We start from the raw sequence: 26,012 nt of genomic DNA, 5'->3' as shown, positions 1-26,012 counted from the left end.
TTCCGTGACCGCTGGATGGCACGCAAGAACGGCATTCTCACCCAGATTAACGACCTGTGGCTCAAGGCTGCTCCCAACGAAGCCAAGCGGGAAGTTGGGCGGTGGGTCAACGAACTAAAAATTTTTGTCGAACAACAAATCGAAAAAGCCCAGGAAAGAATTTCGGGCGGAGCGCAGGTCTCCGCTGACAAGCTCGACGTTACCCTTCCCGGCACACGCCGTCCGCTGGGCGCCGAGCACCCGGTCATCAAGACGATGAACGACATCGTCAACGTCTTCCGCGCGATGGGCTACTCCGTCGGCACCGGCCCGGAGATCGAAACCGACTACTACAACTTCGAGTCGCTGAACTTTCCTCCTAATCATCCTGCGCGCGACACGCAGGATACATTGTTCATCGCTGGTCAGGAATCCAAGCCCCAGCGCGAGCGTCTGCTGCTGCGCACCCATACTTCGCCGGTCCAGATTCGCACCATGGAGCGGCAGCCACCGCCGGTGCGCGTGGTAATCCCTGGTAAGGTGCATCGCAGCGATACCGCCGACGCAACTCACTCGCCGGTCTTCCATCAGGTCGAGGGCCTGGCGGTGGATAACGACATCACATTCTGCGACCTCAAGGGCACGCTTGATCACGCCATGAAGGCGCTGTTCGGCTCGGACGTGAAGACGCGCTTCTTCCCTTCGTTCTTTCCCTTCACCGAACCCAGCGCCGACGTGGCTGTCAGTTGCTTCAAGTGCGGCGGCAAGGGTTGCCGCATCTGCAAGCAGGGCGGATGGATCGAACTGCTGGGCTGCGGCATGGTTGACCCCAACGTCTTCGAGTTCGTCAAAGGCAACGGCTATGATCCGGCGAAAATCAGCGGCTTCGCTTTCGGCATGGGCGTTGAGCGCATTGCCATGTGCATGTATGAAATTGATGACATCCAGTTGTTCTATCAGGGTGATATCCGCTTCCTGGAGCAATTCGCATGAGAGTTTCTCCGGCATGGCTGCGCGAATTTGTGGAGATCAAAGCCGACGACCGCACATTGGCCAACGAACTGACGCACGCTGGTATTGCGGTGGAATCGGTCCACAGTGAAGGGGCTAAGACCATCTTTGAGATGGACCTCACCACCAACCGCGTTGACGCCATGAATCATTACGGTGTGGCCCGCGAGTGCTCCGCTCTTTACAACGCGGATCTCAAGCCGATACAGCCCAAACTGTCGGCCGCCAAAGGCGATGCGCAATTCGCCATCAAGATTGAAGACGCACCTGGGTGTGCGCGTTACACTGCTCGCGTTATTCGCGGGATCAAGATCGCACCTTCGCCGCAGAAAATTCAGGAGCGGCTGGAGCTATTGGATGCCGGCCGCATCAGCAATGCCGTGGACGCCAGCAATTACACCCTGCACGAGATGGGGCATCCTACGCACGCCTTTGATCTCGACCTGCTGGAGGGCGGCACGATCATCGTGCGCCGGGCCCGTCCCGGAGAAAGTCTGAAGACGCTCGACGGCGTCGAGCGCAGATTGCACCCCGAAGACTTGGTCATCGCCGACGCCAAAAAACCTGTAGCACTCGCTGGAGTAATGGGCGGCTTCGACTCGATGATCACCGAGAAGACTAAAAACATTCTGATCGAGTCAGCATGGTTCGACCCGGCCAGCGTCCGCAAGACGGCGCGCCGCCACGGCATGCATACCGACGCCTCGCACCGTTTCGAGCGTGGTGCTGATCTTGGCGCAACTTCGCTTGCCTGCGCGCGCGTGGCCGAACTCATTCTGGTGTCTGGTGGCGGAGAACTTGTTGGCGGCGAGATTGATGTGGTGGCTCGCAAAATACTACGGCGGCCTGTTCTGTTGCGCCGCAGCGAGGTGTTGCGCATTCTCGGGCAGGAGATTCCGATAAAAGACCTCCTCCGCATCCTGGGCCGTTTAGGTTTTGAGGTTAGCAAAAAATCAGAGAACGAGTTCCTGGTCGAGCTGCCCACCTGGCGTCTGGACGTGGAGCGCGAGATTGACTTGATTGAAGAAATCGCCCGCGTCTACGGCTTCAACAACTTCCGTAATACCCTGCCCACGTTCGTCGGTAGTGTGGTGGAATTGCCCGAAGCTGCCGCCGACACCCGGTTGCGCTCGACCCTGCTGGCCCTGGGATACGACGAGGCCATCTCGCCCACTTTCATCAGCGCCGCAGACGCACAAAAATTCGCGCCTGCGATGAAGGCCGCAGAGCTGGCCAATCCGCTGAATGAAGAGGCCACTGTGATGCGGACCTCGCTCGTGCCCGGCATGCTCGACATGCTGGCCCATAACCTGAATCACGGCTCGGAGAACGTACGCCTCTTCGAGGCTGGAACTGTTTTCGAGCTCTCTGGCCCTGGACGCGAAGAGTACAGGCACATCTGTGTGGGGGCAACGGGAAAGAGCAATCCTGGGAGCGTGCATATTACCCCTCGTCCCTATTCTTTCTTTGACCTGAAAGGTGATGTCGAGACGCTGCTGGCAGCCTTCGATTACGACTCGCTTTGTTTTGATGCGCAAAACGTTGGAGAGCATTTCCATCCTGGCCGTTCCGCACGGGCTGTGATGGATGGAACTATTGTGGCCCGGTTGGGACAAATTGACCCGCAGACTGCCGCCGCCCGCAAGATCAAGCCGGATCTCTACGTTGCCGAGCTTTTCCTCGACCGCTTATATAAGCACGCCCTGCGCCGTCCGCAATATCGGCCGCTTTCACGCTTCCCTGTCGTGGAGCGCGACTTCTCATTTGTCTTTGGCGCGCAGGTTGAGTATGCCCAGATTCACTCGGCCCTGGCGAATCTGCGCATCCCGGAATTGCAGAGCTTTGCGCCGGCTGACCTGCTGCGCGGCAAAGACGCCGAAAAAGCCGGCATCCCCGCCGGCAAGTATTCGCTGCTGTTGCGCGTCACCTTCCAATCCAGCGAGCGCACTTTGCGCGAGGACGAGGTTGCCACCTGGTCGGCAAAGATCATCGAGAGTTTGACGAGGCTCGGAGCATCTTTAAGAAGCTCTTAGCTGTTAGCTCCTAACTTCGAAGCCTTAAGAGCTAAAGGCTAAGGGCTAAGAGCTATTTCCAACAATCAATTGCTCTACGTTGCACACTGCTTTATACTGCGCTCACATAATCTTTTAAAGGACACTCTCCCATGTCTGTCAAAGTGGTTTCCGAAGTTGATGTGAACACATCGTCCGATGATTTCCAGGCCCTCGAAGAAAAGATTTACCGCACCATCGAGCTGCTGAAGCAGGCCCGTGAGGGGCAGGCGGCGGCCGAGCGCGATGCCCGGCGGCTGCGCGAACAGATCGGCGGCCGCGACGATGAGACCGAGTCCTTGCGCCGCGAGGTTGTGGCCCTGCGCCGCGAACGCGAGGAGGTCCGCAGCCGGGTGGAAAAGATGCTCAAGCAAATTGATGCGTTGACGGCAGACGATTCTGCGCGATAATCACAGTAGCGCCAGCCGCAAGACGGAAGCGCAGGATCGAGTGCGCCGCATCAACCAGCACGTTTCCGGTGCAGCCCAGGCTGCATCACAAGGGAGAAACGAGTGAGCAAACAAAACGGTAGTGCCACCAGCGTGCGCGTGGAAATTTACGACCAACCTTATAACTTGCGCGGCACCGACCCCGACTACATCTTCAGCCTCGCCGACTACGTAGATCTGAAGATGCGCACCGTTGCCGAACAGACTTCCACCGTGGATTCATTGCGGCTGGCGGTATTGGCAGCGCTTAATATTGCTGACGAATATCATCTACTCAAGCGCAAGTATGAGGCCATCGCCTCCGAATACAATGAACGGGCCCACCAGCTCTCCGGCAAGCTGGATGAGGTGTTGAAAGAAAGTGCGCGCAAAGCAGGCTAAAAACAGGTAGTGTCCTAACACTGTGTTGCTGATAAATACAGCATTATTCCCATAGAGGTACAAAGAATGGCTGATTACGGAATTGCAACGGGTGGCGTGGTGCGTGTCCCTTTAAGCACCGACAGTCAACACCAGCGGTCTCCCATTTTGGAAGTTCTGCTATCACGGATTCGACAGTCGCATTGGTATCGCGAAATGCATGGCATATTAAGGGAGATTCGCAATTGTTACCGGCGCATTCAAAGACAACGCGAAACACGGTGGGGGAAAGAGGGTGTAAGCCTGGACCGGGATCATCAACAACCACCGTATCACCCGGTGGAGTTTCGGAATGCAAGTATCCGTGCCCGCATGTTGGGCATAGAAGATTTATATACCAGTCGTTCCTGGACCACCGTCCTAGATGTTGAAGTGTTCCTTCTAGGATGGGTTCGAGCAGAAGCATTCTGGCGTGACACTTACGGCATTCCGTCCAATATCCAAAGTTGCAAGACACCATCTCTATCTCCTAGCGTGGGATTAAAGTCTATGCCGCTCTCAGCAACTCAGCAAGCGTCCAAACGTGGTCAGTCAATCCCGCTTGCATAGCAGGCGTTACTCGCAAACTTTTGTGAATTCTACAGTAATTATAAAAAGCAAAATGCAAAGCAACGGCAGCTTTCAGATTGCCCAGTTTCTTCGAGAAGGCATTGGTCAATCTGGTAAACCGTCTCATTGCCATTCGCATAGTGAGATTCTGTCTTTCGATATAGCTGGTACTGATATGCTCCGGGTCAGGGTCTCCCTGTCTGATCTTGGATATCGTCTCCATGATTGGGCTTGGGGAGTATTTCGCTTCGCTGTCATGTTGGCCATAGTCGCCGTACAGCTTCACAAGCTGCGCGAAATCAATGTCAGCGCCAAACGAGTTCTCAATGGCGCTTACGTAAAAGCGAAAACCGTCTGTGGTGATTTGTACGCGATTGGTCAAACGCTGCGCGAGATCGTTAATCAGGATATCTGTCGTACCCTTGGAGCGTTTGCCTACAACAAACGACGGAATCAGTTTTGTCTCCGCGTCAATGGCCACGAAAACCCATTGGTCGCCAACTTCGGCAGCATCATCCTTTCGGACTCGTCTTTGTTTCTTAAAGCAGAACGTCCAGATTTCATCGCACTGAATGAATTTGCAGGTAAGTTCCCGCATTCTAGCGTCCAGCAATTGGGCGCTGCGCTCGCCTGCCAGAACCAAAAGACTCAGGATAGTGTCACGGTGCAATCCGGTAAGGCGCTCGGTAGAGCGCACAGAGCAGCCCTCCAGCAAGCATTGCAGGGCGCGGATAGCGTCGTCTTGTTCAATCCGCATATTGCCAAGGGGCTTGGAATCGGATTCAGAAAAGGTAGTACGGCAGGAAGTGCAACGGTAACGTTGGATTCTGTGCTTACCGTAGCGGCCAAACTTCTTAACTTTAGAGTGTTGGCATTTTACGCAGGTCATGGCTTTTCTCCACTTGTTTCAGAATGGGAAAAGCCTTATACTCAATTTGGGTCTGGAGTACGGCTCATCCCGTGCTTTGGATTAGCCCCGCTGACGGTTCCAGCCGAAAGCGGGGCGCTTAGTTACAGCATTAAGTTTCTAGGGTGGAGGTTCAACCGTGATTTCCACGGTCTGACCGGCAGCGAAGCGGATAATAATTTTGAGTCTCAGCATCGTTGTTTCATCCTTCCTGAATGCCCCGTTTCGGCGGGGCATTCGTATTTACTTCGTAAAAACATCACCAGTGCGAGTAATCCTGTCGGAATCTGCCAGTCTATTCAGTGCCCCGTGGATAACTGCCAGCGGATTAGAATATTTCCCCAGATCGTAGCCAATCGCTTCAATCTGGCGTTTAACGTCTTTGGCGGTCACTGGCTTAGGCGACATACGCACACAAGTAAAAACCAATTCCTGTATTCCGATTTCTTCCGGTTTCTTAGTCGAATCTTTACCGCGTTCACACATAGCTTCAAGCGACTTTACCAGTTGCTCCAAACGAGCAACTTCCATAACCCATTCATCGCGCTTATTAGCTGCGTGCTCAAGGTCAGCTTGTGCCTGAATCAAAGCGTTTTTGTAAGAGTTAATAGTCATTTAAATTTAAACCAATCACTTATGCGAGAATATTATGCAATTGCGTAAAAGTCAAGAAAATTCCACTAAAAAAAGCAAACTTTGGGATACGGCCATAGAGGACGCAGAACGGAAGTTAAAACACTTGGAAGCTAGAAAGAAGAGACTGGAAGCAGCTATAAACTCTTTCCGCGCTCACCGAGACAAAGGAATACCGTGGCCAGCAACACAGTGTTAGGACACTACCTAAAAACACTCAGCGGTCAGCATTCAGCCAATATCTGGTAGCCTTTAGCTAAGGGCTAAAAGCTTAAGAGCTTATTTTCGGCAATTCTGGTTCCAACTTTTTTCCGGGAGCACTTGCCATCTCCCTCGGATTTCTTTAGCATCCCGATGTAAGAGCCGGCCTGCTAAGTTTGTGCTGGTGATAACCGTTATTTGAACCAACATTCAAATGAACGGGAGCCCGACTCGAATCGGCCTGGTGCGCAATGTTCCGTCATGCGGAAATGCCTAAAGGGCTGCGGAGGGCGCCCAAACTGTCTAACGACAGGTTCATTAGCGGCTCACCTCACGGCCCCGTGGGTCGGCTTGTTTTTTTGCTGGCTCTATACGCTTGGTCGCCATCTAAATCAGCGTTCCCTGCTGTAATCCTCTTGTTACAATCTTGATAAGCATCTCGCATGTTTCCCCGACTCCTTCAAATCGGCCATTTCAGCCTGGCCACCTATGGTGTGCTGGTTGCCCTGGCGCTGATTATCGGGCTGTTTACCGTGGTCCGTTTTGCGCGCCGTGAAGGCATTGATCCCGAGCGCGCCTGGTCCCTGGGGATTGTTTGCATCTTTGCCGCCCTCATTGGCGCCAAGCTGCTGCTGGTTCTTAATGAGTGGGATTTCTACGTCCACAACCCTTCCGCCTTGTTCAGCCTGAACTTTCTGCAACAAGCCGGAGTTTTTTCCGGCGGGGTCGTAGCCGCCCTTGCCGCCGGATTGGTTTATGGGCTGCGTCATCGTATGCCGGTTTTCAAGACCATGGATGTTTTCGCCCCCGGACTTGCCCTGGGTCATGCCATCGGCCGTCTGGGCTGTTTTGCCGCGGGCTGCTGTTACGGAAAACCTACCAATCTGCCCTGGGGCGTGACCTTCACCAGTCCTCTGGCCCAGCTTGCAGGAACGCCTTTAGGGATTCCCCTGCATCCTACACAGATTTATGAATTCCTGGTTGAGATGTTCAACTTCGCATTGCTGGTGTGGCTTTTCCGCCGCAAGAAATTTGACGGCCAGATTTTCGGGACGTATTTGTTCCTCTACGGCATTGCCCGTTACTTTCTGGAATTTTTGCGCGGCGACCCCGACCGTGGCAGTGTATTTAACGGTCTGATGACGACCACGCAGTTGATCTCCGTTCTCATGGTCATCGCCGGCGGTTTGTTGTGGATGCGGATGCCCCGCCGCCAACCCGAGCCCGCCGCACCACCAGCCCATGCCTGAGAGCAAGCCATCTCAGCTTAGAGCACCTGATACCAATCCGTCAGCCGGCAAATTTACCGTCTCCGCGGATCACGCCGGACGCCGGCTCGACCAGTTTCTGGCCGCAAGCATTCCCGATGTGAGCCGTACCCGCGTACAGCAGCTCATTGCACAACAACAAATCCTGGTCAATGGGAAAGAACAAAAGCCCTCTTACTCCGTCGAGAGCGGCGATGAAATCAACCTCATCGGCGAAATCAAACTGCCCCCACTGCACGCCGAACCGGAGGATATTCCTCTCGACATTGTTTATGAAGATGATTCTTTGGCCGTCGTTAATAAGCCTGCTGGCATGATGGTGCACGCTGGAGCGGGCACAAGTGAGCGGGCGCGTAATCGCGGCACTCTGGTCAACGCTCTGCTGCATCATTTCAAAAAGCTGTCGCAGGTCGGCGGTGAACTGCGGCCGGGAATTGTGCATCGTTTAGATAAAGAGACCAGCGGCTTGATTGTGGTGGCCAAGAGCGACGTAGCCCATCGCAAGCTGGCGGAACAATTTTCTGACCGTAAGGTGAAGAAAAAATATCTTGCCCTGGTGCAAGGCTGGCCGCAGCGGGAAAGCGGAACGATTTCCGCTGCCATTGGCCGCGACCGCGCGCGGCGCACCCGCATGACCACGCGCACGAAGCAGGGCCGCGAAGCTCTCTCTCACTATAAAGTGCTGGAGCGGATACGCACCCGCTGGGGCAAGTTCGCGCTGTTAGAGGTCAAAATCGATACCGGCCGTACCCACCAGATCCGCGTACATCTTTCCTCCATCGGCCATCCCGTGGTGGGCGATGCTCTCTATGGCGCAGCCCGGGAATACAAGGGCCAGAACCAAAAGCAAGGCACAATCAAAGCCCTGAAGCCACTGCCAAGAAATTTTCTGCACGCTGCCGAGATCGAATTTCTTCATCCGCGAACCGCAAAGCTGCTCACTTTACGGTCTGATCTGCCGTCCGAACTGGAAGGTTTTCTCTCGGCTTTGCGCGGCAGCATCACTGAATAAAATTCCTTTTTGCACGTGAGCTGGAATCTATGTATATGCCCTTTCGTAATGTCAGCTTTCTTTTCCGGGAATTTATAATTCTTGCAGTAAAACCCAGCTATAATCAGGAAAACATGCACTCAGTTTGTCGCATTACAACGTGTGCCCTCGTTCTTTGTGGGTCATTAACGCTTACTACCGCAGCCCTGGCGCAGTCTTCTGACCAACTGCCTTCGGCCCCGTCGGCCGTGCTTGTAGAACAACAGCAACGGCAAAAACCGCCAGCGCCGCCTCCGCAAGCCAAGCCGGCAGCACCTGCACCCACACCGGCAAGCGCGCAGCAGAAAGCCGCAGCAGCCCAGGAGCAGAAAGCCGATTCGCTCTCAGCTCCATCTAATTCCAACGCTCCGGGTAATCCGCCTCAGTCGGCGATTCCGGACAACGCGACTGCTGAAACCATCCACGTCGGCGTGAACGAGGTAAACCTGATTTTCACGGTCACCGACAAGCACGGAAAATTCATCAAGAACCTTACTCAGAATGATATTCATGTGCTCGACGATCACAAGCCGGTAGAAAAAATCGACGGGTTCCGCCCCGAAACCGACCTGCCGCTGCGCGTAGGGCTGTTGATTGATGCCAGCAACTCCATCCGCGACCGCTTCAAGTTTGAGCAGGAGGCGGCCATCGAGTTTCTCAACCAGATTGTGCGGCCCAAAACCGATATGGCCTTTATCGTCGGCTTTGATACCACCGCCGAGCTCACCCAGGATTTCACCAACGATAGCGAGAAGCTCTCGCACGGCGTGCGCATGTTGCGCCCGGGCGGCGGCACGGCCATGTACGACGCCATTTATTGGGCCTGCCGCGACAAGTTGATGAAGACCGCCAGCCCCACGGGGCAGCGGCGCGCGATCATCCTGGTGAGTGACGGCGAAGATAATCAGAGCCGCGTCTCCCGCGATGAGGCCGTGGAGATGGCGCAGCGTGCCGAGGTAATCGTGTACAGCATCAGCACCAACACCAGCGGCATGATTCTGCATGGAGACAAGGTCTTGCAATACATCGCCGAATCCACCGGCGGGCGCGTTTTCTTTCCCTTCAAGATTGAGGACGTTGCCAACGCCTTCTCCGAGATCCAGGAAGAGCTGCGCAGCCAGTACGCTTTGGCTTATAAGCCGCCCGACTTCCGCGCCGACGGTCATTACCGTGCCATTGAGATCGAGGCGCAAAACAACAAGAAGCTGCACGTGCGCACGCGTAAGGGTTATTACGCTCCCGCACAGTAGCCGGCTGTGATACATTCCCGCTATGCGTCTTGGCGACGTCATTGACGATCATTGTTCGCGCTGCAAACGCACCATGGACCACTCCATCGTGGCCATGATGGGCGAAGAGATACTCCAGGTGCGCTGCCGCACCTGTGATTTTGAGCATAAATACCGCAAGAACAAAGGCGGCAAAAAAGAGATGACGGCGCAGGAGGCCTTCAACAAGGTGCTGGCCAGCGTCGCTTCAACGCAGCCCCAACCGCTGCAGGATTCCAGCAAAACCAAAAAGAAGCGGTGAGCCTGATCACCTTCGCTGGAGCGCTTCGTCCAATTCTGTTATCTTCTTTGGTTCTTCTTATCTTCAATCTTTAGGATTTGACATGCCTCGAATTACGCTTCTTGCTCTGATTCTCTGTTTGCTTCCTGGAGCGGGCTTCGCCGCTGCTCCTGCTGAAAATGCCGCACCCAAGGTCACTCTCATCGTGGATGCCTCCGAAGCGCCGCGCAAGATCTTCCACGCCAAGCTGAACATCGAAGCCTCGCCCGGGCCGCTTACGCTTTACTATCCCAAGTGGTTGCCGGGAGAGCACGCGCCCACCGGCCCCATCGCAGACCTGGCCGGGATTAAGTTCTTTGCTAACGGTAAAGAGATTGCTTGGCAACGCGACCAGGTGGATATGTATGCCCTGCACTGCGAAGTTCCCCAGGGCGCGAGTTCCATTGACGTAGTTCTGGATTACCTTTCCCCCGCCGAGGCCGCAGGTTTTTCTTCCGGCGCCTCCGCAACAGAAAAACTGACGATCATTAGTTGGAACCAGGCGCTGTTATATCCCAAGGGCTGGAAGGCCAGCGACATCACCTTCACCGCAAGCCTGAAGCTGCCCGCGGGATGGAAATACGGCACCGCTTTGCAAAGCACGGGTGAAGCAGGCGGCACCGTGCAATTTGCGCCGGTTTCCCTGGTCACCCTGGTGGATTCGCCGGTGCTGGCGGGAGAATATTTTAAAAAACTTACCCTGAAAGAAAGCGACCCGCAAGTTTCGCTTGATGTTGCCGCTGACCGGGCCGCTGCACTGGAAATCACGCTGGAAGAGCTCGATCACCTCAAAAATCTTGTGGCAGAAACCCGCGCGCTCTTCGGCGCAACCCACTATCGCCACTACGACTTCCTGCTTACTCTGAGTGACAACACAGCGCATTTTGGGCTGGAGCACCACGAATCCAGCGACGACCGCACCAACGAAGGCGCCCTGGTGGATGACGATTTCCGCAGGTACTCCGCCGGCTTGATGCCGCACGAAATGACGCACTCCTGGAATGGGAAATACCGCCGCCCGGCGGGATTAGCAACCCCCGATTACCAGGAGCCCATGGTTGGTGACTTGTTGTGGGTCTATGAGGGTCTGACGACCTATCTGGGCAATGTATTCACGGCCCGCAGCCGGCTATGGACCCCGGAGGAGTACCGCGATGAACTGGCGCTGGTTGCCTCCGAGATGGACCGCGACCGTCCTGGCCGCAGTTGGCGCAACGTGCTCGATACCGCCCGTGACGCGCAGGATACATACGGCAACCGCACCAAGGCGTGGGTTTCGTGGCGCCGCAGCACCGACTTTTATCAGGATGGATCGCTGATCTGGCTGGAGGCTGACACCATAATCCGCAACCTCACGCAAGGCAAAAAGTCGCTCGATGACTTCTGCAAGCTCTTTTACGGAGCCCCAAGCGGGGCACCGGAAGTCGTCCCCTACAACTTCGACCAGCTCGTAACTGCCATGAACCAGGTCGCGCCTTACGACTGGAGCACATTTTTCCATACTCGCCTCGAAAGCAACGGGCCAGGAGCGCCGCTGGGCGGAATCGAGAACAGCGGATGGCGGGTTGTATACACCGACACTCCGTCGCCGATGCACCGGGTGCAGCAGCGTGTCCGCCATAATGCTGACTTCCGCTTCTCGCTGGGCTTCGTGCTGGATCGTGAAGACGTAATGACCGACGTGGTAACTGGCTCGCCGGCCTATAACACCGGCATCGGGCCAGGAATGGTGCTGATTGCCGTCAATGGCCGCAAATACGATTCGCCGGTGCTATATGAAGCCCTCAAGGCCGCCCAAAATAACGGCAGTGCGCCGGTGGAGCTGCTGGTGCGCAACGGCGAATACTATCGCACCTTCAAGGTTGACTATCACGAAGGCAATAAGTATCCGCATCTGGAACGCGATCGCAACAAGCCGGACGTATTAAGCGACATCATCCGGCCCCACGCCCAGTAAGAAGTTGGCGAAAAAAATTGTAAGGCTCCTGCAAGTCAGGGGCCTTTTTTCGTTCTGGGAGGAAAGCCTGCTGCTTATAATGCATGTCGTTCAGGATATTGAGCAGCAAGAGAGCTTTCAGCATTTGAAATTTGGGAAATACCCCGGAAAGAGGAATTTTTATGCAGAAGCTGGTTGCAATTACCGTTCTGATGCTTTCTTCAAGCTGTTTTGCAGATCTCAAATACCGTATTCATCTCGGTGGCATAACCAATCACGACCAGATTGTATTTGTACAAGGACAACGGATACGCCAGGAGGATCCCAACAATCCTATTGTCGTGATCAAACAATGCGATCAACTCCGCACGATTCGACTGAACACTGAGAAAAAAACCTATACGATTACTCCCATCACGGCTCCATCCCAACCCGCTCCACCTCAATCCACTGATACCGCTCCGCAGACGGCGCCCGCTGCAACCGAGAACCATTGCACGGTCCAGGGGAAACGTGAGGTGATTGAGAAGAAGGAGCACAAACAGATCTTCGGCCGCGACGCTCGTCACATCATCTTTCGCGAGCGAATGGAGCCGGGCGGTTCCTGCGCCGCGGACCGTAAGCTCGCTTCATTCGTCGGATGGGAGAGAGATGGCTGGTACGCCGAACTGCCGGATCTGCCGGAATGTCCGGCAACGACGGAAGCCGACCGGCTGGGTGTGCTTTCCTACAGTGCACCGGACAAATACTTGCAGGCAAATGGGAATCTCAGTCCTGCCCTGCTTCCTCTTGAGCTTAAGGTGAAGGTGCCACGCGGCTCGAAGGGATTGCAAGCCGCCTACACTGCCGATATTGTCGAGCTCTCAACAGGCCCTCTTGACTCTTCGTTGTTCGACATACCTTCTGGTTACCGCGGTTTTGTAACCGCCGAACCCGATTGTGCCAAGAAGAGTGTCGTCTTAATGACCGCGAGCGATGGAACGCCTGTTTACCGCGTCGGATGCGGGGTCGCAGCTCCAGTTCCCGTCTATTCGCCAGACCCTAGCTATACCGACGCTGCCCGCAACGCGAAGGTCTCGGGAATCGTAGGTCTATCTGTCATCGTGAATCCTGATGGGACCGTCAGAGATGTCCAAGTTGAGCGTTCTTTACGGCCCGATCTGGATCAGCAATCCATAGCCACCTTGCGCACTTGGCGGTTTATTCCGGCCACCAAAGAAGGTATCGCTGTTGCAGTGAAACTGACTATCCAGACAAGTTTCAGCGTCTACTAGAGCTGGTTTCATAAATAGGGCTTGGGTCGGGGCACCGATTTACCCGTCTTTGACTCCAGCAAACAGGTCCGTCTCCTGCTCCAGTGGACCCGGTTGCGCAGCCGCTGCCAGATGGTAATGCTCTTTACTGCCGCGCCGGTGAATTACGTCTTCCACCCGCGCAAATAGGGGGGATTGCGAGGTGTGCGCCTTGAAGGCGGCGATTTTGGCTTCACTGAATTCACTGACGTCTACTGTAGCAGTAATGGGAGGCACCAGCACCGGCCCGCGATCGGGCAGTGTGAACCCGGATGTTATTAAATACAGCTTCTGTGCCTGGTGGGCCTCCAGGCCCTGCTTGAGCTGCTCTGGAAAGCGGTTCGTCCTTCCCGCCCAGTGGAAAGCCATGGTGGCAAACAGCGACACCATGGAGTGGTCCGGATGCGCCGTAATCGAGCCGTCAGGTCCCATCGTGATCACCACCTGTGGCTGAATGCTGCGCACCCGTCGCGTCAGGTCTTCGACCACGGTGTAAAAATCCTGGCGATACAGTCGCGCATCGGGATAGTCCAGCACCTCGCCATGGCTGACCTTCAGAATCTTGCAGGCAGCGGCAAATTCGGTGCGCCGCATGGCCGCAAGTTCGTCGTCGGTCCTGGCTCCGCCGCGATTGGTAGCCGCCTGGCCTGGGGTGAGGCAGATGACGTGAGTTTCGACTCCTCGGTTGGCGTAACGCAGCAGGGTCCCGCCAAAGCCGCCCGCTTCATCGTCAGGATGAGCGGTAACGCAGAGCAATCGCAGCATAGTCTCTCCCCCGGCAAAAGGTGTGGTGAAGCAACGGCAAACCTAAATGTGTAACATGCGGCTTGCAGGAACGCAAAGTCAGTGAGATCAGGTAAGGTTGCCCAACCGACGAGCCGCTTGCGGCTCACGGTGGGAGCCCCCGGCTTTAGCCGGGGGTAAGCTTAAATAAAATCGGGCTTTAGCCCTGGCCTCTTTTGAGTAGCACATTATTTAAGCCAGGCATCAATAGACGCTGAGGTATGCGGAAAAATGTAGAGTTCGAAGCAATGTTTTGAAGAAAACTCTTCGGCTGTACTTTGAATTAATTTTATGCATCCGCTATGAACCCTGGATCAGTTTGGGAATCTGTTGAATCTGCACTTTCGTTTTCCCTCATGAAATCGAGCACCTCTTGCGGCGCTTTCAACCTGGAATTCCATACCGGAGCGAACGATTGCCGGTGCAGCGGTGAGGGGCCATGCTCGCGCAGGCTGCGGATATGGGTGGGCGTGCTGTAGCCTTTGTTGGAAGCGAGGTTATAGTGCGGATAAACCTCGTGCAGCTCGCGCATCATGCGGTCGCGCTCCACCTTGGCAATGATGGAAGCGGCGGCGATGGAAGCCGAAAGCGCGTCGCCGTGAATGATCTTGGTCTGCGCGCAGTCGAAATCAATCTGCATGGCGTCAATCAGAAGATGGTCGGGCCTGAGGGAAAGCAGTTGCACGGCCTGCAGCATGGCCCGGCGCGAGGCCTGATAGATATTGATGGCGTCGATCGTAGCCGAATCCACCTCTGCGATGGCAAAACATACGGCGCGTTCGCGAATCTGGGCCGCCAGCACCTCACGCCGCTCCGGGGGCAAAAGCTTGGAATCACGCAGACCGCGAATGCGGTCTTCCGGATTCAGAATCACGGCTGCAGCGACGACTGGTCCAAACAGCGAGCCGCGTCCAACTTCATCCACCCCCGCCACCAGCTTTGCCCCTGCCTGCCAGGCCAGCTTCTCAAAACGCTGTGTGCAGCGCAGCTTCTTGAGCATCCGCATCTTCAGGGCAGAGGGGGATATTCCCTGTTCTTCTCCGTTTTTGCCGGTCTTTCTCCTGGGATCCATGTGCCTCGCCGTTCCTGATATCTCTATCCTGGAAAGTTTCACCCCATTTCATCAATCTGGCAACAGAAAATTCCATTTCACCGGCGAAGCCGCTCTAAGTTCGTAAAAACCTGCACAGTCCAAGGTGCACTAACCTTCTCGTACTTCCGTAATGTTGTCTATTGTCCCTCGGCAGCAGACACTATATGTACTTTTAAGGCAGGTGGTACACCGTGGGTTCCCCACCCGGGGCAGTTGAAACCGCTAGATCTCTGGCCGCTCGCTCTTTTGCCCGCAGTCTGAACATCTTGCTGAAGTATGCCCGCCTGTATGGATGCGACCACACCCGCACTTCTGAACAATTTAATGCCGCATGGAAAGAGCTGTGCGCCGCCCAGCCCGCTGATGGGAAATCAGGTGTGATGCTGGGAGTTTCTGGGACCCGCTTGCTGTTAGACGGAATCCCCCTGGAAGCTGCCGCCGCTGAGCGCAGTTTTGCGCAAATGCTCAATTCGGCCGGTGTGGGCAGCATTCATTTTTCCGCGGCCACCAGCATAGAAGATTTCTCGCGCTTCGTGCGCGCCTTCATGAACTCCGGCAATAAGTCTTCCACCCTGGCGGATGAGCTGAAAAAATCTTTTGGTGAGTCTTCCAGCATCCGCATTAACCAGATCCGCTTTGTAGCCCAGAGCGGTGACGAAAGCGAAGTTTCAAACCTGGCCTCGCAGATCGCCATGCAATCGCTGGGCGAGCATGCCGGTGAAATCCGCGCCTGGCTGAGCAATCCGCAAAAGCTTTTGCAGATGATCGCCGCCGCCGAGGGCGCCAGCAGTGGAATATTCACCAGCGGCAGCGGAGTATTCACGCCCGGCAGTGGGATATTCGCGAACAGCCAGGCCGCCAGCAGCGATCCGGATTCGCCGCCTATGCCGCTTATCTGTGAGACGCCGCGCGAGACCGACATCATCAATATTATTCACATGCTGACCAACCTTGGTGATGGCAGCCAGGCTCCCAATCAATCCGCGGAGCAGATGCCGGCCGAGTTCCAGAGGCAGGTTACCCAGCTTACCCGTGCCGGCCAGCAGGCACTGCAGCAGGCGCTGCTTCACATTGCAGAACATCCCAGCGCCCAGCCGGATGCGCCGTTGCTTATCCAGTTGGCGGAAAACCTTGCCATCAAATTCGCCATGGACCGCTTCCAGCGCGGCGAGGTCAAAGTCAACGCCGTCCGCGACATGATGGAGCGCATGAGCCGCGAGATGGAATCTCTGCGCAAGGTTCTGAACGCTCATGAAGAAAAAATGGTCCGCGCCGGCATGCTGGTGGAAAACCGCGCCGACATCTTGGACCGCCAATTCTGGGCCGCCATGCCCGAGCAGGGCAAGCGCAGCGTTCTGCTTTCCTCCGATGCCTGGTGCATTCCGCCCCGCAACGTAGCGCAATACGTGGGCGAGCTGCTGGAGCGGGATGCCGTCAATCTTCCCGGAAAGATCCTGATCAACTATGCGCAGTGTGTAAAGAGCAAAGAGTTGGAAGGGCGCATGAAGGCCGCGCTGGGGCTCAGTCAGTTGGCAGAATTCTACGGTCGCTCTCCCAGCTTGCTGCAGGAGGCGCTGCAGATCGTTGGAGATCAACTGGGCCAGGAACCTGATCCGGAATTGCAAAAGACCCTGGGGGCCACTTTCATACGGCTCAGCCAGGAGGCGGCCAATAACAAGCAGTACATCGCCATCCAGCAGGCGATAGCGTCGGTGGATGAGCTGCGGGAAAAATTCCCAGCCCTGGCCGAGCGCCTGCGGCCCCGCATTGGCGTGCTCGATAAATTGGATGAATTCGTGACCGAAGCCACGCGTACTCCGCAGCTTTCCGCCGATCTGCTCGAGATGCTGCGTGGCATCCCGCAGACGGCCACAGAAAAGTTGCTGCACCAGTTCGACCACAGTGTGCGCCGCGACCAGTGTGAACGTATTCTTTTCCTGATTAAGCACCTCGGCCCACACGCAGTCAACCACATGAAAGAGAAGCTGAAGGGGGAATCTCCTGCTGATGCTGTGGTGACCGTGGGCATTTTGAGCCGGCTGGATACAGCTGTCCTGGAAGAGGTGCTGCCCAAGCGCATGGTGAACTGGAGCCGCTTTTATCAGGATATGGCCATACGCCAGATCGCTGCGGCCGGCGCTCCCGAACGCGGACGTCTGCTGTTGAAAATCATGGATGACATTGACCCGGTGCTTCTACCCATCCTTTTAGATGAGCTGGGCATGAGCGGCCATCGCGAGGCCAGCCCACGGTTGATGCGGATTGCATTCGATAACGAAACCGAGGGGTTCGACTATTTGCGCATCAAGGCCATGGAAGCTCTGGGACGTTTGCGTGAGAGCAAGGCAGGAAACCAACTGTGCACGATTATTGAAGCGCGCAAATTGATGCGCTGGGAGTATCCCCATGAGCTTCGTATCGCCGCTGCCCAGGCGTTGCTGATGATTGATCCCTTGGAAGGGCGCACGTTTGCCATGTCCAAGGGTTTGACCGATAGCGACCTCTGCTTCGGCCCCCTGGATGCGGTAAATGGCTGCCCGTGGTCACGGCAGCGGCGTTATCCCCGCGTTATGCCCACAGCCGCGGTCTCTGGAACAGTCAGCACGTCGAGAGCGCAATCGAAATTAAAGGTCAACCGTCTCAGCCTGGGTGGCGGATTTGGGACCACCAATACACGCCTGGGCAACGGTACAGAAGCCGATCTGGAACTGCACGTGGGTGTGCGCCGGGTGCGGGCAGCAGTCCTGATGCGGGAAGAGCAGCCCCGTCAGATGAGCTTTGAAATCATAGGTATTGATCTGAAAGAACGCGGCAAACTCCGCCGGCTGCTCAACGGCGGCCCCGACTCCACCACGCAAAGCTTGATGAAGCACGTCACCAACCTGGGCCAGATGCGCGTGGCCCTGCTCTCAGACCATAAATAAGCTAATAACCAATAGTCTGGAACTTGGCTACTTCTGTGGCTCAGCCGCCGCCGGCTGTGCCGGACGTTCGCGCTCAACTTCCGTCAGGCGCGCCGCCTTGCCTTTGAGGCCGCGCAGGTAGTACAGCTTGGCGCGGCGGACGCGCGTGGAACGAAGCACTTCCACCTTATCAATCACCTTGGAGTTGGCTGGGAAGATGCGCTCCACCCCCTGCCCGAAGCTGACCTTGCGGACGGTAAAGCTGGCCTGCGGGCCGCGGCTCCTGGCAATGACGGTGCCCTCAAAAGCCTGCAGGCGCTCTTTATCGCCTTCTTTGATCTTGACGTGCACGCGAATGGTATCGCCGGGAACGAAGTTGGGAATGTCGCTGCGCTGCAGCTTGGCATTCAATTTATCGAGTAATGTTGACGTTGACATATTCAGCCCTTTTCAAAAATTCTAAATTTGTTAGCTCGCGGCCTCGCGCCGCAATTTTTGCAAAAAATTCTTGTCTTCCGCGCTCAATTCCACCCGGTCCAGCAACTCTGGGCGGTGGTGAAATGTTTTTTCCAGCGCTCGCTCGCGCCGCCAGCGCCGGATCTCATCATGGTTGCCCGACATCAGCTCTTCCGGCACCTTCATTCCGCGAAAATCCGCGGGCCGGGTGTACTGCGGATAGTCCAACAGCCCACCGGAGCCACACGTGGAATCCGGAGCAGCGGGCGCGTCTTCGTTCTTGTTCTTCCGTGCACTCTTTGAGTTCGCAGAGTGCGCGTTGCCTTTTGCCTTCGCGGCGCGTGCGTTGCTATTTTTCGTCACGGCCGAGCTCGTAAAAGACTCTTGCCGTGCGGAATTCTCGTTGCCCAGAGCGCCTGGGAGCAATCTGCTGATTGCATCCACCAGCACGGCTGCCGGCAATTCACCGCCGCTCAGCACATAATCGCCCACCGAAATCTCGCGATCGGCTAGGTGCTCGCTTACGCGTTCATCCACACCCTCGTAACGCCCGCAGATGAGCACCAGTCTATCCAGGGAGGCCAAATGCGCGGCCACATCCTGGGTCAACAGCGTTCCCCGCGGAGAGAGCAATATCACCGACTCTGTCGCCCGCCCCGTGATCCGTACTTCCCGCGGGCTCACTGCCAGCGATTCGGCGCAACCAAAAATCGGCTCCGCCTTGAGCAACATGCCCTCACCCCCGCCGAAGGGCCGGTCATCTACTGTACGATGCCGGTCATGGGTAAAGGCCCGCAGATCATGCACGCGAATATCAATAATTCCAGTTTCGCGTGCCCGCCGCACAATGCCATGCTGCAATGGCCCGTGAAAAAAGTCCGGAAAAATCGTGATAATTTCGAACTTCATTGTCGGGACATTTCTCTAAGGGCTTCGCAGCCAAAACAAGGCCGCTCCGCCCTCGCTTTTGGTTCGCGCTGAACGGCGCTCACCAAAAGCTCACCCCTTGTTTCTGGCCGACCAACATGAACTAGCCTTATTACGCTATTTCCCTCGGGCCTGCCGCTCTTTTTCCTCTGCTGTGAGAGGAGCATCAAGCTGCAATAACCCTTCCGGCAAAATCATCTCAATGCGCTTGGCGGCTACATCCACCTTCTTCAAGTATTCAGCGGCCAATGGCACAAGAATCTCTCTCTTCCCTTTTTCCGTTTCGGCCTCAATCACCAGCAACGGGGCTTCTCCCGCCCCCGACTGGACCTCTCGCACAATACCGATCTCCGTAGGCGTGCCGCTCAGGTCCACTACGCAGCAACCCACCAGGTCGCTGATATACTCCGCGCCCGGTTCCAGCGTGTGGCGCTCGCTGGCCTGAATCTGCACCTGGGCATCTGCCAGCAACTCGGCTTCGCTGATGGAATCTACGCCGCGGAACTTAAGAATCACGCGGCCTTTGTGCAGCCAGTGTTCTTCCAACTCCAGCTCGCGCCGCTCTCCGTCCGCTCCCAGCAGAAACACTCGCTGTTCTTCGGCAAACCGCTCGGGAAAATCGGTGTGAAGTTCGGCTGCAACTTCGCCGCGCCGCCCCTGGGGTTTGAGGACGCGCGCAATGGTGACAAACCCTTCGCTGATACGCGCTACTCCAGAATTTCCAGCGTGAACCGCTTTTGCAGCTTCATGCCGGCTGCGCCCAGAATGGTTCGCATCGAGCGTGCTGTGCGGCCCTGCTTGCCAATGACTTTGCCCAGGTCGCCGGGGGCAACGCGCAACTCAAGCACGGCGCTTTCCCCATCTCCCTCGACAAGATTGACGGAAACTTGATCTGGTTCATCCACGAGCGCCTTCGCCATCTGTTCCACGAGCGCTCTCATGTCCCCACCGGGTTCGCCTGTCATAGGTGACGGCACTCCTGATTTTTTCTAGAGCCGAGGGAACTCCATAAAGTCAATGCCACACCAGCCACGAACCTAAGCCGCAGGAGCCGGTTGCGCCTGCTTGGAGATAAGCTTGCTGACGGTCTCCGACAACTGTGCGCCCTTGGAGACCCAATGGTCAATACGGTCCCGTTTGAGATTAATGGTGGCCGGAGTCGTACGCGGATTGTAGGTTCCCACAACCTCTACCGACCGTCCGTTGCGGGCGCGGTCTTTTTCGATCACGACCACGCGGTAATACGGCTTCTTACGCGCACCAATGCGCGCTAAACGAATCATTAACACTGTAAAACTTGTCCTTTCTAATGACTAGGAAAAACTGCTCGGCAGCGTCTAACGCGCCTCCCCGGCCTGGTCGCTATAACACGATCCTACCGTGGGGTCATCGGGCAATAGACAAACAAGTATTATCACGTAAAACCAGCAGGTTTGGCAATATTGTTGGGGATTTTGACCTATGCAGCCAGAGGATCATCGCTGGCCGGGTCAGGAATCGAAGAAAGCGGATCGCTGGCCGGAAAGGTTTCTGCCAGGGTCTCATCGAGCGCACGCTCGTGGGCTTCTCGATTGGCTAAGGGTAACCGCTCAGGTTCTTCTTGCGCAGCCTTCAGTGTTGGTTGTTCTGCAGATAACTCTCGAAGCATAGCAGCACCTTCAATTACCCGATTTTACAATTACCCTATTACTCAATCTTTAGATGCCGCTAACTGGGCGCTGGGTGAACGTTTTTATAAGAAGCAATGCTAGCATGAACCCATGTCCCTGCAAGCGCAACTCGATGAAATCCGAAGCCGCACTCGTGAACTGCTGCGCCCCGAGCATCTGGCCGTCACCGACCGCGCCATTGCAGAGCTGCAGGAATCAGGCCTTGCGAAACGGATACTGCCCGCAGGTGCTACCGCTCCCGACTTTGAGTTGCCGGATGCGAATGGCAAGCTCGTACGCTCTTCGGAGCTTCGCGCCCGCGGCCGTTTGGTCATCAGCTTTTATCGTGGGCGCTGGTGTCCGTACTGTGTGGCGCAGCTCGAGGCGCTGCAACAAGTCTGGGCGCAGATTCAGGCCAAAGGAGCTTCTCTCATCGCCGTATCGCCGCAAACCCAGCGGCAGACCAGCTTTGCTGCCGAACAGCATCACCTGAAATTTCCTCTGCTCAGCGATGCCGGCAATCAGGTGGCAAGAAAATTCGGATTGGTCTATGCCATCCCTGATTATTTAAAACAGCAATACAAACGCACCTTCGTAAATCTGCCGCATTGCAACGGAGACGAAAGCTGGGAGCTGCCGCTGCCTGCTACGTTTGTCATCGAGCCTGATGGAAAGGTCCAGTTTGCTGAAGCGCACGCCGATTACACCCGCCGCATGGAGCCGGAAGAAATTCTCACAGTTCTCGCAGGCTAACTGATTTTCTGTTTGCCTCTACCAAGGCGCATGTGATCTGTGGTGAATAACGATTAAAATCCGCGTTGATCCGTGAAATCCGCGGTAAGGGTTTTGTAGGAAGCTGCCTTATTCCCCGCCGCCCGTGTGGCTATGGTCCAGGCGGGCGATCTCGCGGGCAAACAACGGATTGGCCGGAAACTGGTCACGCAACCCTGACAGCAACTCGCGCGCATGACGCGGGTCTTTGTCGCGCAAATAGGTCACCGCCAAAAGCATTCGGGCAAAGGGTGCGAAGAAGCGGCCATGCTCGGCGGCGAGTCTCAACTCGTTGATGCCCGCCTTCTTATCGCCTTCGTATCCCCCCATGCGCATGAACCAGCGCACCGGCGCGGAAAGGCTGCCGACAATGTAGTCGTTGAGTCCTGTGGCCAGATACGCGTCGTAATATTCCGGATCAATCTTCAGCAATTTTTTGGCGGCCGCGCTGGCGTCCTTGGTATATCCCAGCGAAGCCACATTGCGCTTCTCAATGAGGGCAGTATAGTCGGCGCGCAAGCCGTTGCTGAGCGCCTGCGCGAAGAGTGCATCGGTGTTGTTGGGGTCTTTCGTAAGCTGCGCCTGGGCTAGAGCATCGGCGCGGAGCAAGGCAGCCTGGAAACGTGCCCGGAGCGCGGGATCAGGTGTCAGCTTCTTGCGCTTTTCAAAGCTGGAATCCTTGGTGAAGAGCTGTGACTCCAGGATGCCCAGCCGGCTGAATTCGGAAAACAATAGGCCGGCAGCTTCCGAAACCGGACCAAGCGGATCTTGTGGATGGACTTTTTGCCAGGCAGTGAATTCCTGCTGCGCAGAAGTAAAGTCGAGGTTATAGGCCAATTGGTATCCGTGATCGAGTGACGGTGCAGGCGGCAGCAATTCGCTTGCATAGGCACAAGCGGCAAACAACAACACACTGCAGACACTGCACAAAAGCAGCCGATATATCTTTGAACGACTTTGATTTGGCAACAAAGCCCTCCTGACGGTCACACTGGCGCACGGAATAATACTCAAAATCCGCAAATATTACATCCCTGGCAGTTTGATTCCTGCCAAACGTTTTTGCATGAAGCCTGATTTGCTCATGCTCTTGAACATCTTGCGCATCTGCGCGTATTGCCGTAAAAGCTGGTTGACCTCTTGCACCGAAGTTCCAGAGCCGCGGGCGATCCGTTTGCGCCGGCTGCCATTGATGACCTCATGGTGATCGCGCTCGTGCGCGGTCATCGAATTGATGATCGCCTCCGTGCGCACCAGTTGCTTCTCGTCAATATTGTCAGATGCTTTTTGCAGGCCCTGGAACGGCCCCACGTTGGGCAGCATCTTCACAATGCTTTGCAGCGAGCCCATCTTTTTCACCTGGCGCAACTGGTCGCGGAAGTCCTCCAGAGAAAATCCGTCGCCGGTGAGGGCCTTCTTGGCGAACTCCTCGGATTTCTTCCGGTCCATGGTCTCTTCCGCGCGCTCGATGAGCGAAAGAATGTCGCCCATGCCCAGAATGCGGCCCACGATGCGGTCGGGATGAAAAGGTTCAAGCGCATCGTATTTTTCGCCAATGCCCAGGAACTTGATGGGCTGCCCGGTGACGTTGCGGATCGAAAGTGCCGCGCCCCCGCGGGCGTCGCCATCCATCTTGGTCAGCACCACGCCCGTCAGCGTGAGCTTCTTATGGAATTCATCGGCCGATTTGACCGCATCCTGACCGGTCATGGCGTCGGCCACGAACAGGATCTCCGATGGATTCAGCAGCTTCTTGAGCGACTGCATTTCGTCCATCAGTTGATCGTCAATATGCAGGCGCCCGGCGGTATCCACAATGAGCACGTCGCAGCCGTTATTGATCGCTTCGCGGCGAGCCTCTTTGGCCAGGCGTTCGACCATGGCCGTATTGCCTTCGCCCTCAATCTTGCCTTCGTAGATGTGCGCGGGAATGGCGTCCGCAACGATCTTCAACTGCTGGCGCGCCGCCGGACGATAAACGTCCACGCTGACCAGCATAGGCCGGTGCCCGCCCTTCTTGAACCACGCCGCCAGCTTGCCCGTGGTGGTGGTCTTACCGGAACCCTGCAAACCTGCCATCAACACCACCGTGGGTGGCTGCGAGGCAAACTTAAGCTTGGCCGTATCTTTGCCCAGAAGCTCGACCATCTCGTCGCGCACCAGCTTCACCACCTGCTCGGCGGGCGAGAGCGCGGTCATGACCTCGGCGCCGGTGGCCTTGGCTTTCACCTCGTCAATAAATTTCTTGACGACATTGACGTTGACGTCGGCTTCGAGCAGCGCCAGCCGGATCTCGCGCAGGGCTTCACCCATGTTTTCTTCGGTGAGCTTGCCCTGTCCGCGAAGGTTCTTGAATGCGCGCTGAAGTTTTTCGGAGAGATTCTCAAACATACTTAGTTAGATAAAACATATTTAGTTAGGGTTTGTTTGGCAGTTAGAGTTTGTTTGGCTCTGTTCGCATCCTTAATTTCTGCTGGTCCAATTTCTACTAGTTCCAACTTTTGTCATCCCGAGCGCAGCCGCGCTTCGCGGCGGAGTCGAGGGACCTGGGTTTTGACTGAGAACTGAAAACCGCGTTCATAGCCAAGATCCATGTTCCCGTTTATGTTCCTTATCATGAGCGTTGCCTTGCCACCTGAGCAAAAGTGAGCACCGGCATATTTATTTAGATGCCTCAAAACCCTTGCTATTCTAGCAAGCTCAAGATGATTTCGATGCATCCGTGAGCCAGAAAGTTCAACAGAAAAATTGCGGCAAGAAATTACATTAAATTTACAAACTTCGCTTGTTCATTGACTGCGAAAAGCCGCTGAAAGAGGCCCGTGATTGATTATCTTCTTACAGGTTAGTGTAGCCCACCGTCACCAGAGGCTGCTTTCAAAAATCTGCGCAGTCCGCGAAATCCGCGGCAAGCTTTTGTTTTAGCCAAACAGTGATATCACTCTGATATCAAACCGTTCATTCTTCAGCAACTGTATGCCATCATTGTGCCACACGTGTGTTTCCGTTTAGGCATTCAAGAATGCCTGGGCTTTTATAGCCCTTTTGGGTCTTTGAAAATTCGTTGTCTGAGTACTGCGGACTGAGTACTGAGTACTACTTGTTAATGGGCTGTATGTTATTTAATTTCAATGACTTACCCCTAAACAGACTACTTCAAGTAGTACCCCACCCCCCCACCTACTGGCCGCGCTCACCTCTGCGATCCTCAGCGTCTTCTGCGGTTAGCCTCGGGTAAGTTTTTTTGATGCCCACCCACGCTCCATCCACCTGCTCAGCTAGTCCTCCACCCGACCTCAACTTTCCCCGCTGGATAAGCGGCAATCAGCGTTGTTTTTAGGGCCTCACCACTACCTAGCAAGTACCCCACCCCCGGCCCGGCACGGGTTTCCCCTCCGCGCTCCTCAGCGCCCTCTGCGGTTAGATCTTCTCGGCAAAGATCTCTTTGGCTGCCACGACGGTATTGCAGTGAATGGTGACGGTATCCTCCACCCGGCGCGCATACCCGCCGGCATAGGTCACCATCACCGGGATACGCCTTGCCCGGGCCACACGAAAGACGAGCTCATCGCGCTTTTTTAGGCCTTCGATGGTCAGGGCGAGTCCGCCGAGTTGGTCCTCCCGGTAAGGGTCGGCGCCGGCGACGTAGCAGATCAGCTCGGGCGTGAACTGTCGCAGGCCTGAGCTGAGCGCGTTATCCAGCCAGTGCAGGTAGTCATCGTCTCCAGTGCCGTCGGGCAGGTTTACGTCAATCGAAGATGGCGGCTTGATCGCCGGATAATTGTTCTGCTGATGCAGGGAGATGGTAAAGACATCGCTGCCGGTATCCGATTCGGATTTGACCGCGCTGGATTTTAACGAACCTCCCTTCCCTTGCACCAGGACTTCTGTGTGTGCAGCAAACGACGATGGCAGGCTTCCCATACCGGCGCGCGAGCTTCCACCGCTAAGCCAAGAGTTAAAGATTGCCGCCGTGCCATTGCCGTGATGGACGTCACAATCCACCGTCATGACGTGATGAACCTTGCTGTCTTTCTGCATGCGCCGGATCGCCACCGCGACATCATGGATCATGCAGAACCCCTCGCCATGATCGGGGAAGGCGTGGTGAAATCCGCCGCCGATATTGAAGGCCACGCCATCGCGTAGCGCATGT

Annotated in this window: 24 protein-coding genes and 1 other RNA gene; 14 read left to right on the top strand and 11 right to left on the bottom strand. The window is 55.8% G+C overall.

Annotated elements, in window-relative coordinates; genetic code table 11:
* Nucleotides 1–15: 15 nt before the first annotated feature.
* The 12 genes from pheS (at nt 16) to VK738_01735 (ending at nt 13,256) form a co-directional block, all read left to right on the top strand.
* Nucleotides 16–972: a phenylalanine--tRNA ligase subunit alpha gene (pheS, locus tag VK738_01790; protein ID HTD21353.1), complete on the top strand. Its 957-nt coding sequence runs from the start codon at nt 16–18 to the stop codon at nt 970–972.
* Nucleotides 969–3,023: a phenylalanine--tRNA ligase subunit beta gene (pheT, locus tag VK738_01785; protein HTD21352.1), complete on the top strand. Its 2,055-nt coding sequence runs from the start codon at nt 969–971 to the stop codon at nt 3,021–3,023. The genes pheS and pheT overlap by 4 nt, the downstream gene beginning before the upstream one ends.
* A gap of 131 nt (nt 3,024–3,154) precedes the next feature.
* A complete protein-coding gene (locus VK738_01780; GenBank protein ID HTD21351.1) occupies nt 3,155–3,451 on the top strand; it encodes a hypothetical protein in 297 nt (98 codons plus the stop codon).
* A 102-nt stretch (nt 3,452–3,553) separates the two neighbouring features.
* On the top strand, nt 3,554–3,871 hold the full coding sequence (gene zapA, locus VK738_01775; GenBank protein ID HTD21350.1) for a cell division protein ZapA: 318 nt from the start codon (nt 3,554–3,556) through the stop codon (nt 3,869–3,871).
* A 610-nt stretch (nt 3,872–4,481) separates the two neighbouring features.
* Nucleotides 4,482–6,029 (top strand): hypothetical protein, encoded by a 1,548-nt coding sequence (locus VK738_01770; GenBank protein ID HTD21349.1) that lies wholly within the window; start codon nt 4,482–4,484, stop codon nt 6,027–6,029.
* A 332-nt stretch (nt 6,030–6,361) separates the two neighbouring features.
* A non-coding RNA gene (ssrS, locus tag VK738_01765) (6S RNA) lies at nt 6,362–6,552 on the top strand.
* A 91-nt stretch (nt 6,553–6,643) separates the two neighbouring features.
* Entirely contained in the window at nt 6,644–7,450 is an 807-nt protein-coding gene (lgt, locus tag VK738_01760; GenBank protein ID HTD21348.1) for a prolipoprotein diacylglyceryl transferase, read from the top strand.
* The gene (locus tag VK738_01755; GenBank protein HTD21347.1) at nt 7,443–8,480 is read left to right on the top strand and encodes an RluA family pseudouridine synthase; all 1,038 of its coding nucleotides are present in this window, start codon (nt 7,443–7,445) and stop codon (nt 8,478–8,480) included. The genes lgt and VK738_01755 overlap by 8 nt, the downstream gene beginning before the upstream one ends.
* Before the next feature lie 113 nt (nt 8,481–8,593).
* The gene (locus VK738_01750) at nt 8,594–9,748 is read left to right on the top strand and encodes a VWA domain-containing protein (protein HTD21346.1); all 1,155 of its coding nucleotides are present in this window, start codon (nt 8,594–8,596) and stop codon (nt 9,746–9,748) included.
* A 22-nt stretch (nt 9,749–9,770) separates the two neighbouring features.
* Nucleotides 9,771–10,028: a hypothetical protein gene (locus VK738_01745; GenBank protein HTD21345.1), complete on the top strand. Its 258-nt coding sequence runs from the start codon at nt 9,771–9,773 to the stop codon at nt 10,026–10,028.
* An 82-nt stretch (nt 10,029–10,110) separates the two neighbouring features.
* Nucleotides 10,111–12,003 (top strand): hypothetical protein, encoded by a 1,893-nt coding sequence (locus VK738_01740; protein HTD21344.1) that lies wholly within the window; start codon nt 10,111–10,113, stop codon nt 12,001–12,003.
* Nucleotides 12,004–12,164: 161 nt separating this feature from the next.
* Nucleotides 12,165–13,256 (top strand): energy transducer TonB, encoded by a 1,092-nt coding sequence (locus VK738_01735; GenBank protein HTD21343.1) that lies wholly within the window; start codon nt 12,165–12,167, stop codon nt 13,254–13,256.
* 39 nt (nt 13,257–13,295) lie between these two features.
* On the opposite strand, the gene VK738_01730 is transcribed toward VK738_01735, so the two are convergent.
* Both VK738_01730 and VK738_01725 read right to left on the bottom strand, forming a co-directional pair.
* Nucleotides 13,296–14,039 (bottom strand): PIG-L family deacetylase, encoded by a 744-nt coding sequence (locus VK738_01730; GenBank protein HTD21342.1) that lies wholly within the window; start codon nt 14,037–14,039, stop codon nt 13,296–13,298.
* A 307-nt stretch (nt 14,040–14,346) separates the two neighbouring features.
* Complete coding sequence (locus VK738_01725) at nt 14,347–15,129, bottom strand: ribonuclease HII (GenBank protein HTD21341.1); 783 nt, start codon at nt 15,127–15,129, stop codon at nt 14,347–14,349.
* Between the two features lie 212 nt (nt 15,130–15,341).
* Here VK738_01725 and VK738_01720 point away from each other — a divergent pair, with 212 nt between their 5' ends.
* Entirely contained in the window at nt 15,342–18,074 is a 2,733-nt protein-coding gene (locus VK738_01720; protein HTD21340.1) for a hypothetical protein, read from the top strand.
* Between the two features lie 27 nt (nt 18,075–18,101).
* Here VK738_01720 and rplS read toward each other — a convergent pair whose 3' ends face one another.
* From rplS to VK738_01690, 6 genes are all read right to left on the bottom strand, one after another.
* Entirely contained in the window at nt 18,102–18,491 is a 390-nt protein-coding gene (rplS, locus tag VK738_01715) for a 50S ribosomal protein L19 (GenBank protein ID HTD21339.1), read from the bottom strand.
* A 30-nt stretch (nt 18,492–18,521) separates the two neighbouring features.
* Nucleotides 18,522–19,418: a tRNA (guanosine(37)-N1)-methyltransferase TrmD gene (gene trmD, locus VK738_01710; protein ID HTD21338.1), complete on the bottom strand. Its 897-nt coding sequence runs from the start codon at nt 19,416–19,418 to the stop codon at nt 18,522–18,524.
* A 135-nt stretch (nt 19,419–19,553) separates the two neighbouring features.
* Nucleotides 19,554–20,117 (bottom strand): ribosome maturation factor RimM, encoded by a 564-nt coding sequence (gene rimM / locus VK738_01705; protein ID HTD21337.1) that lies wholly within the window; start codon nt 20,115–20,117, stop codon nt 19,554–19,556.
* Between the two features lie 26 nt (nt 20,118–20,143).
* On the bottom strand, nt 20,144–20,401 hold the full coding sequence (locus VK738_01700; protein HTD21336.1) for a KH domain-containing protein: 258 nt from the start codon (nt 20,399–20,401) through the stop codon (nt 20,144–20,146).
* Nucleotides 20,402–20,473: 72 nt separating this feature from the next.
* Entirely contained in the window at nt 20,474–20,719 is a 246-nt protein-coding gene (rpsP, locus tag VK738_01695; protein ID HTD21335.1) for a 30S ribosomal protein S16, read from the bottom strand.
* Nucleotides 20,720–20,895: 176 nt separating this feature from the next.
* A complete protein-coding gene (locus VK738_01690; GenBank protein ID HTD21334.1) occupies nt 20,896–21,084 on the bottom strand; it encodes a hypothetical protein in 189 nt (62 codons plus the stop codon).
* Nucleotides 21,085–21,196: 112 nt separating this feature from the next.
* On the opposite strand from VK738_01690, the gene VK738_01685 reads away from it, so the two are divergent.
* Nucleotides 21,197–21,838, top strand: a complete 642-nt coding sequence (locus VK738_01685) for a peroxiredoxin-like family protein (protein ID HTD21333.1) — start codon at nt 21,197–21,199, stop codon at nt 21,836–21,838.
* A 108-nt stretch (nt 21,839–21,946) separates the two neighbouring features.
* Here VK738_01685 and VK738_01680 read toward each other — a convergent pair whose 3' ends face one another.
* The 3 genes from VK738_01680 to VK738_01670 form a co-directional block, all read right to left on the bottom strand.
* On the bottom strand, nt 21,947–22,768 hold the full coding sequence (locus VK738_01680; GenBank protein ID HTD21332.1) for a hypothetical protein: 822 nt from the start codon (nt 22,766–22,768) through the stop codon (nt 21,947–21,949).
* 114 nt (nt 22,769–22,882) lie between these two features.
* Entirely contained in the window at nt 22,883–24,247 is a 1,365-nt protein-coding gene (gene ffh, locus VK738_01675; GenBank protein HTD21331.1) for a signal recognition particle protein, read from the bottom strand.
* Nucleotides 24,248–25,276: 1,029 nt separating this feature from the next.
* Nucleotides 25,277–26,012 (bottom strand): histone deacetylase (locus VK738_01670; GenBank protein HTD21330.1); only part of this gene is annotated, 736 nt, incomplete at its 5' end.

Source organism: Terriglobales bacterium, assembly GCA_035487355.1.
Lineage (GTDB): Bacteria > Acidobacteriota > Terriglobia > Terriglobales > Acidobacteriaceae > QIAW01.
The sequence above is the reverse complement of the archived record's forward strand: the minus strand, read 5'-3'. Positions and strand labels throughout refer to the sequence as shown.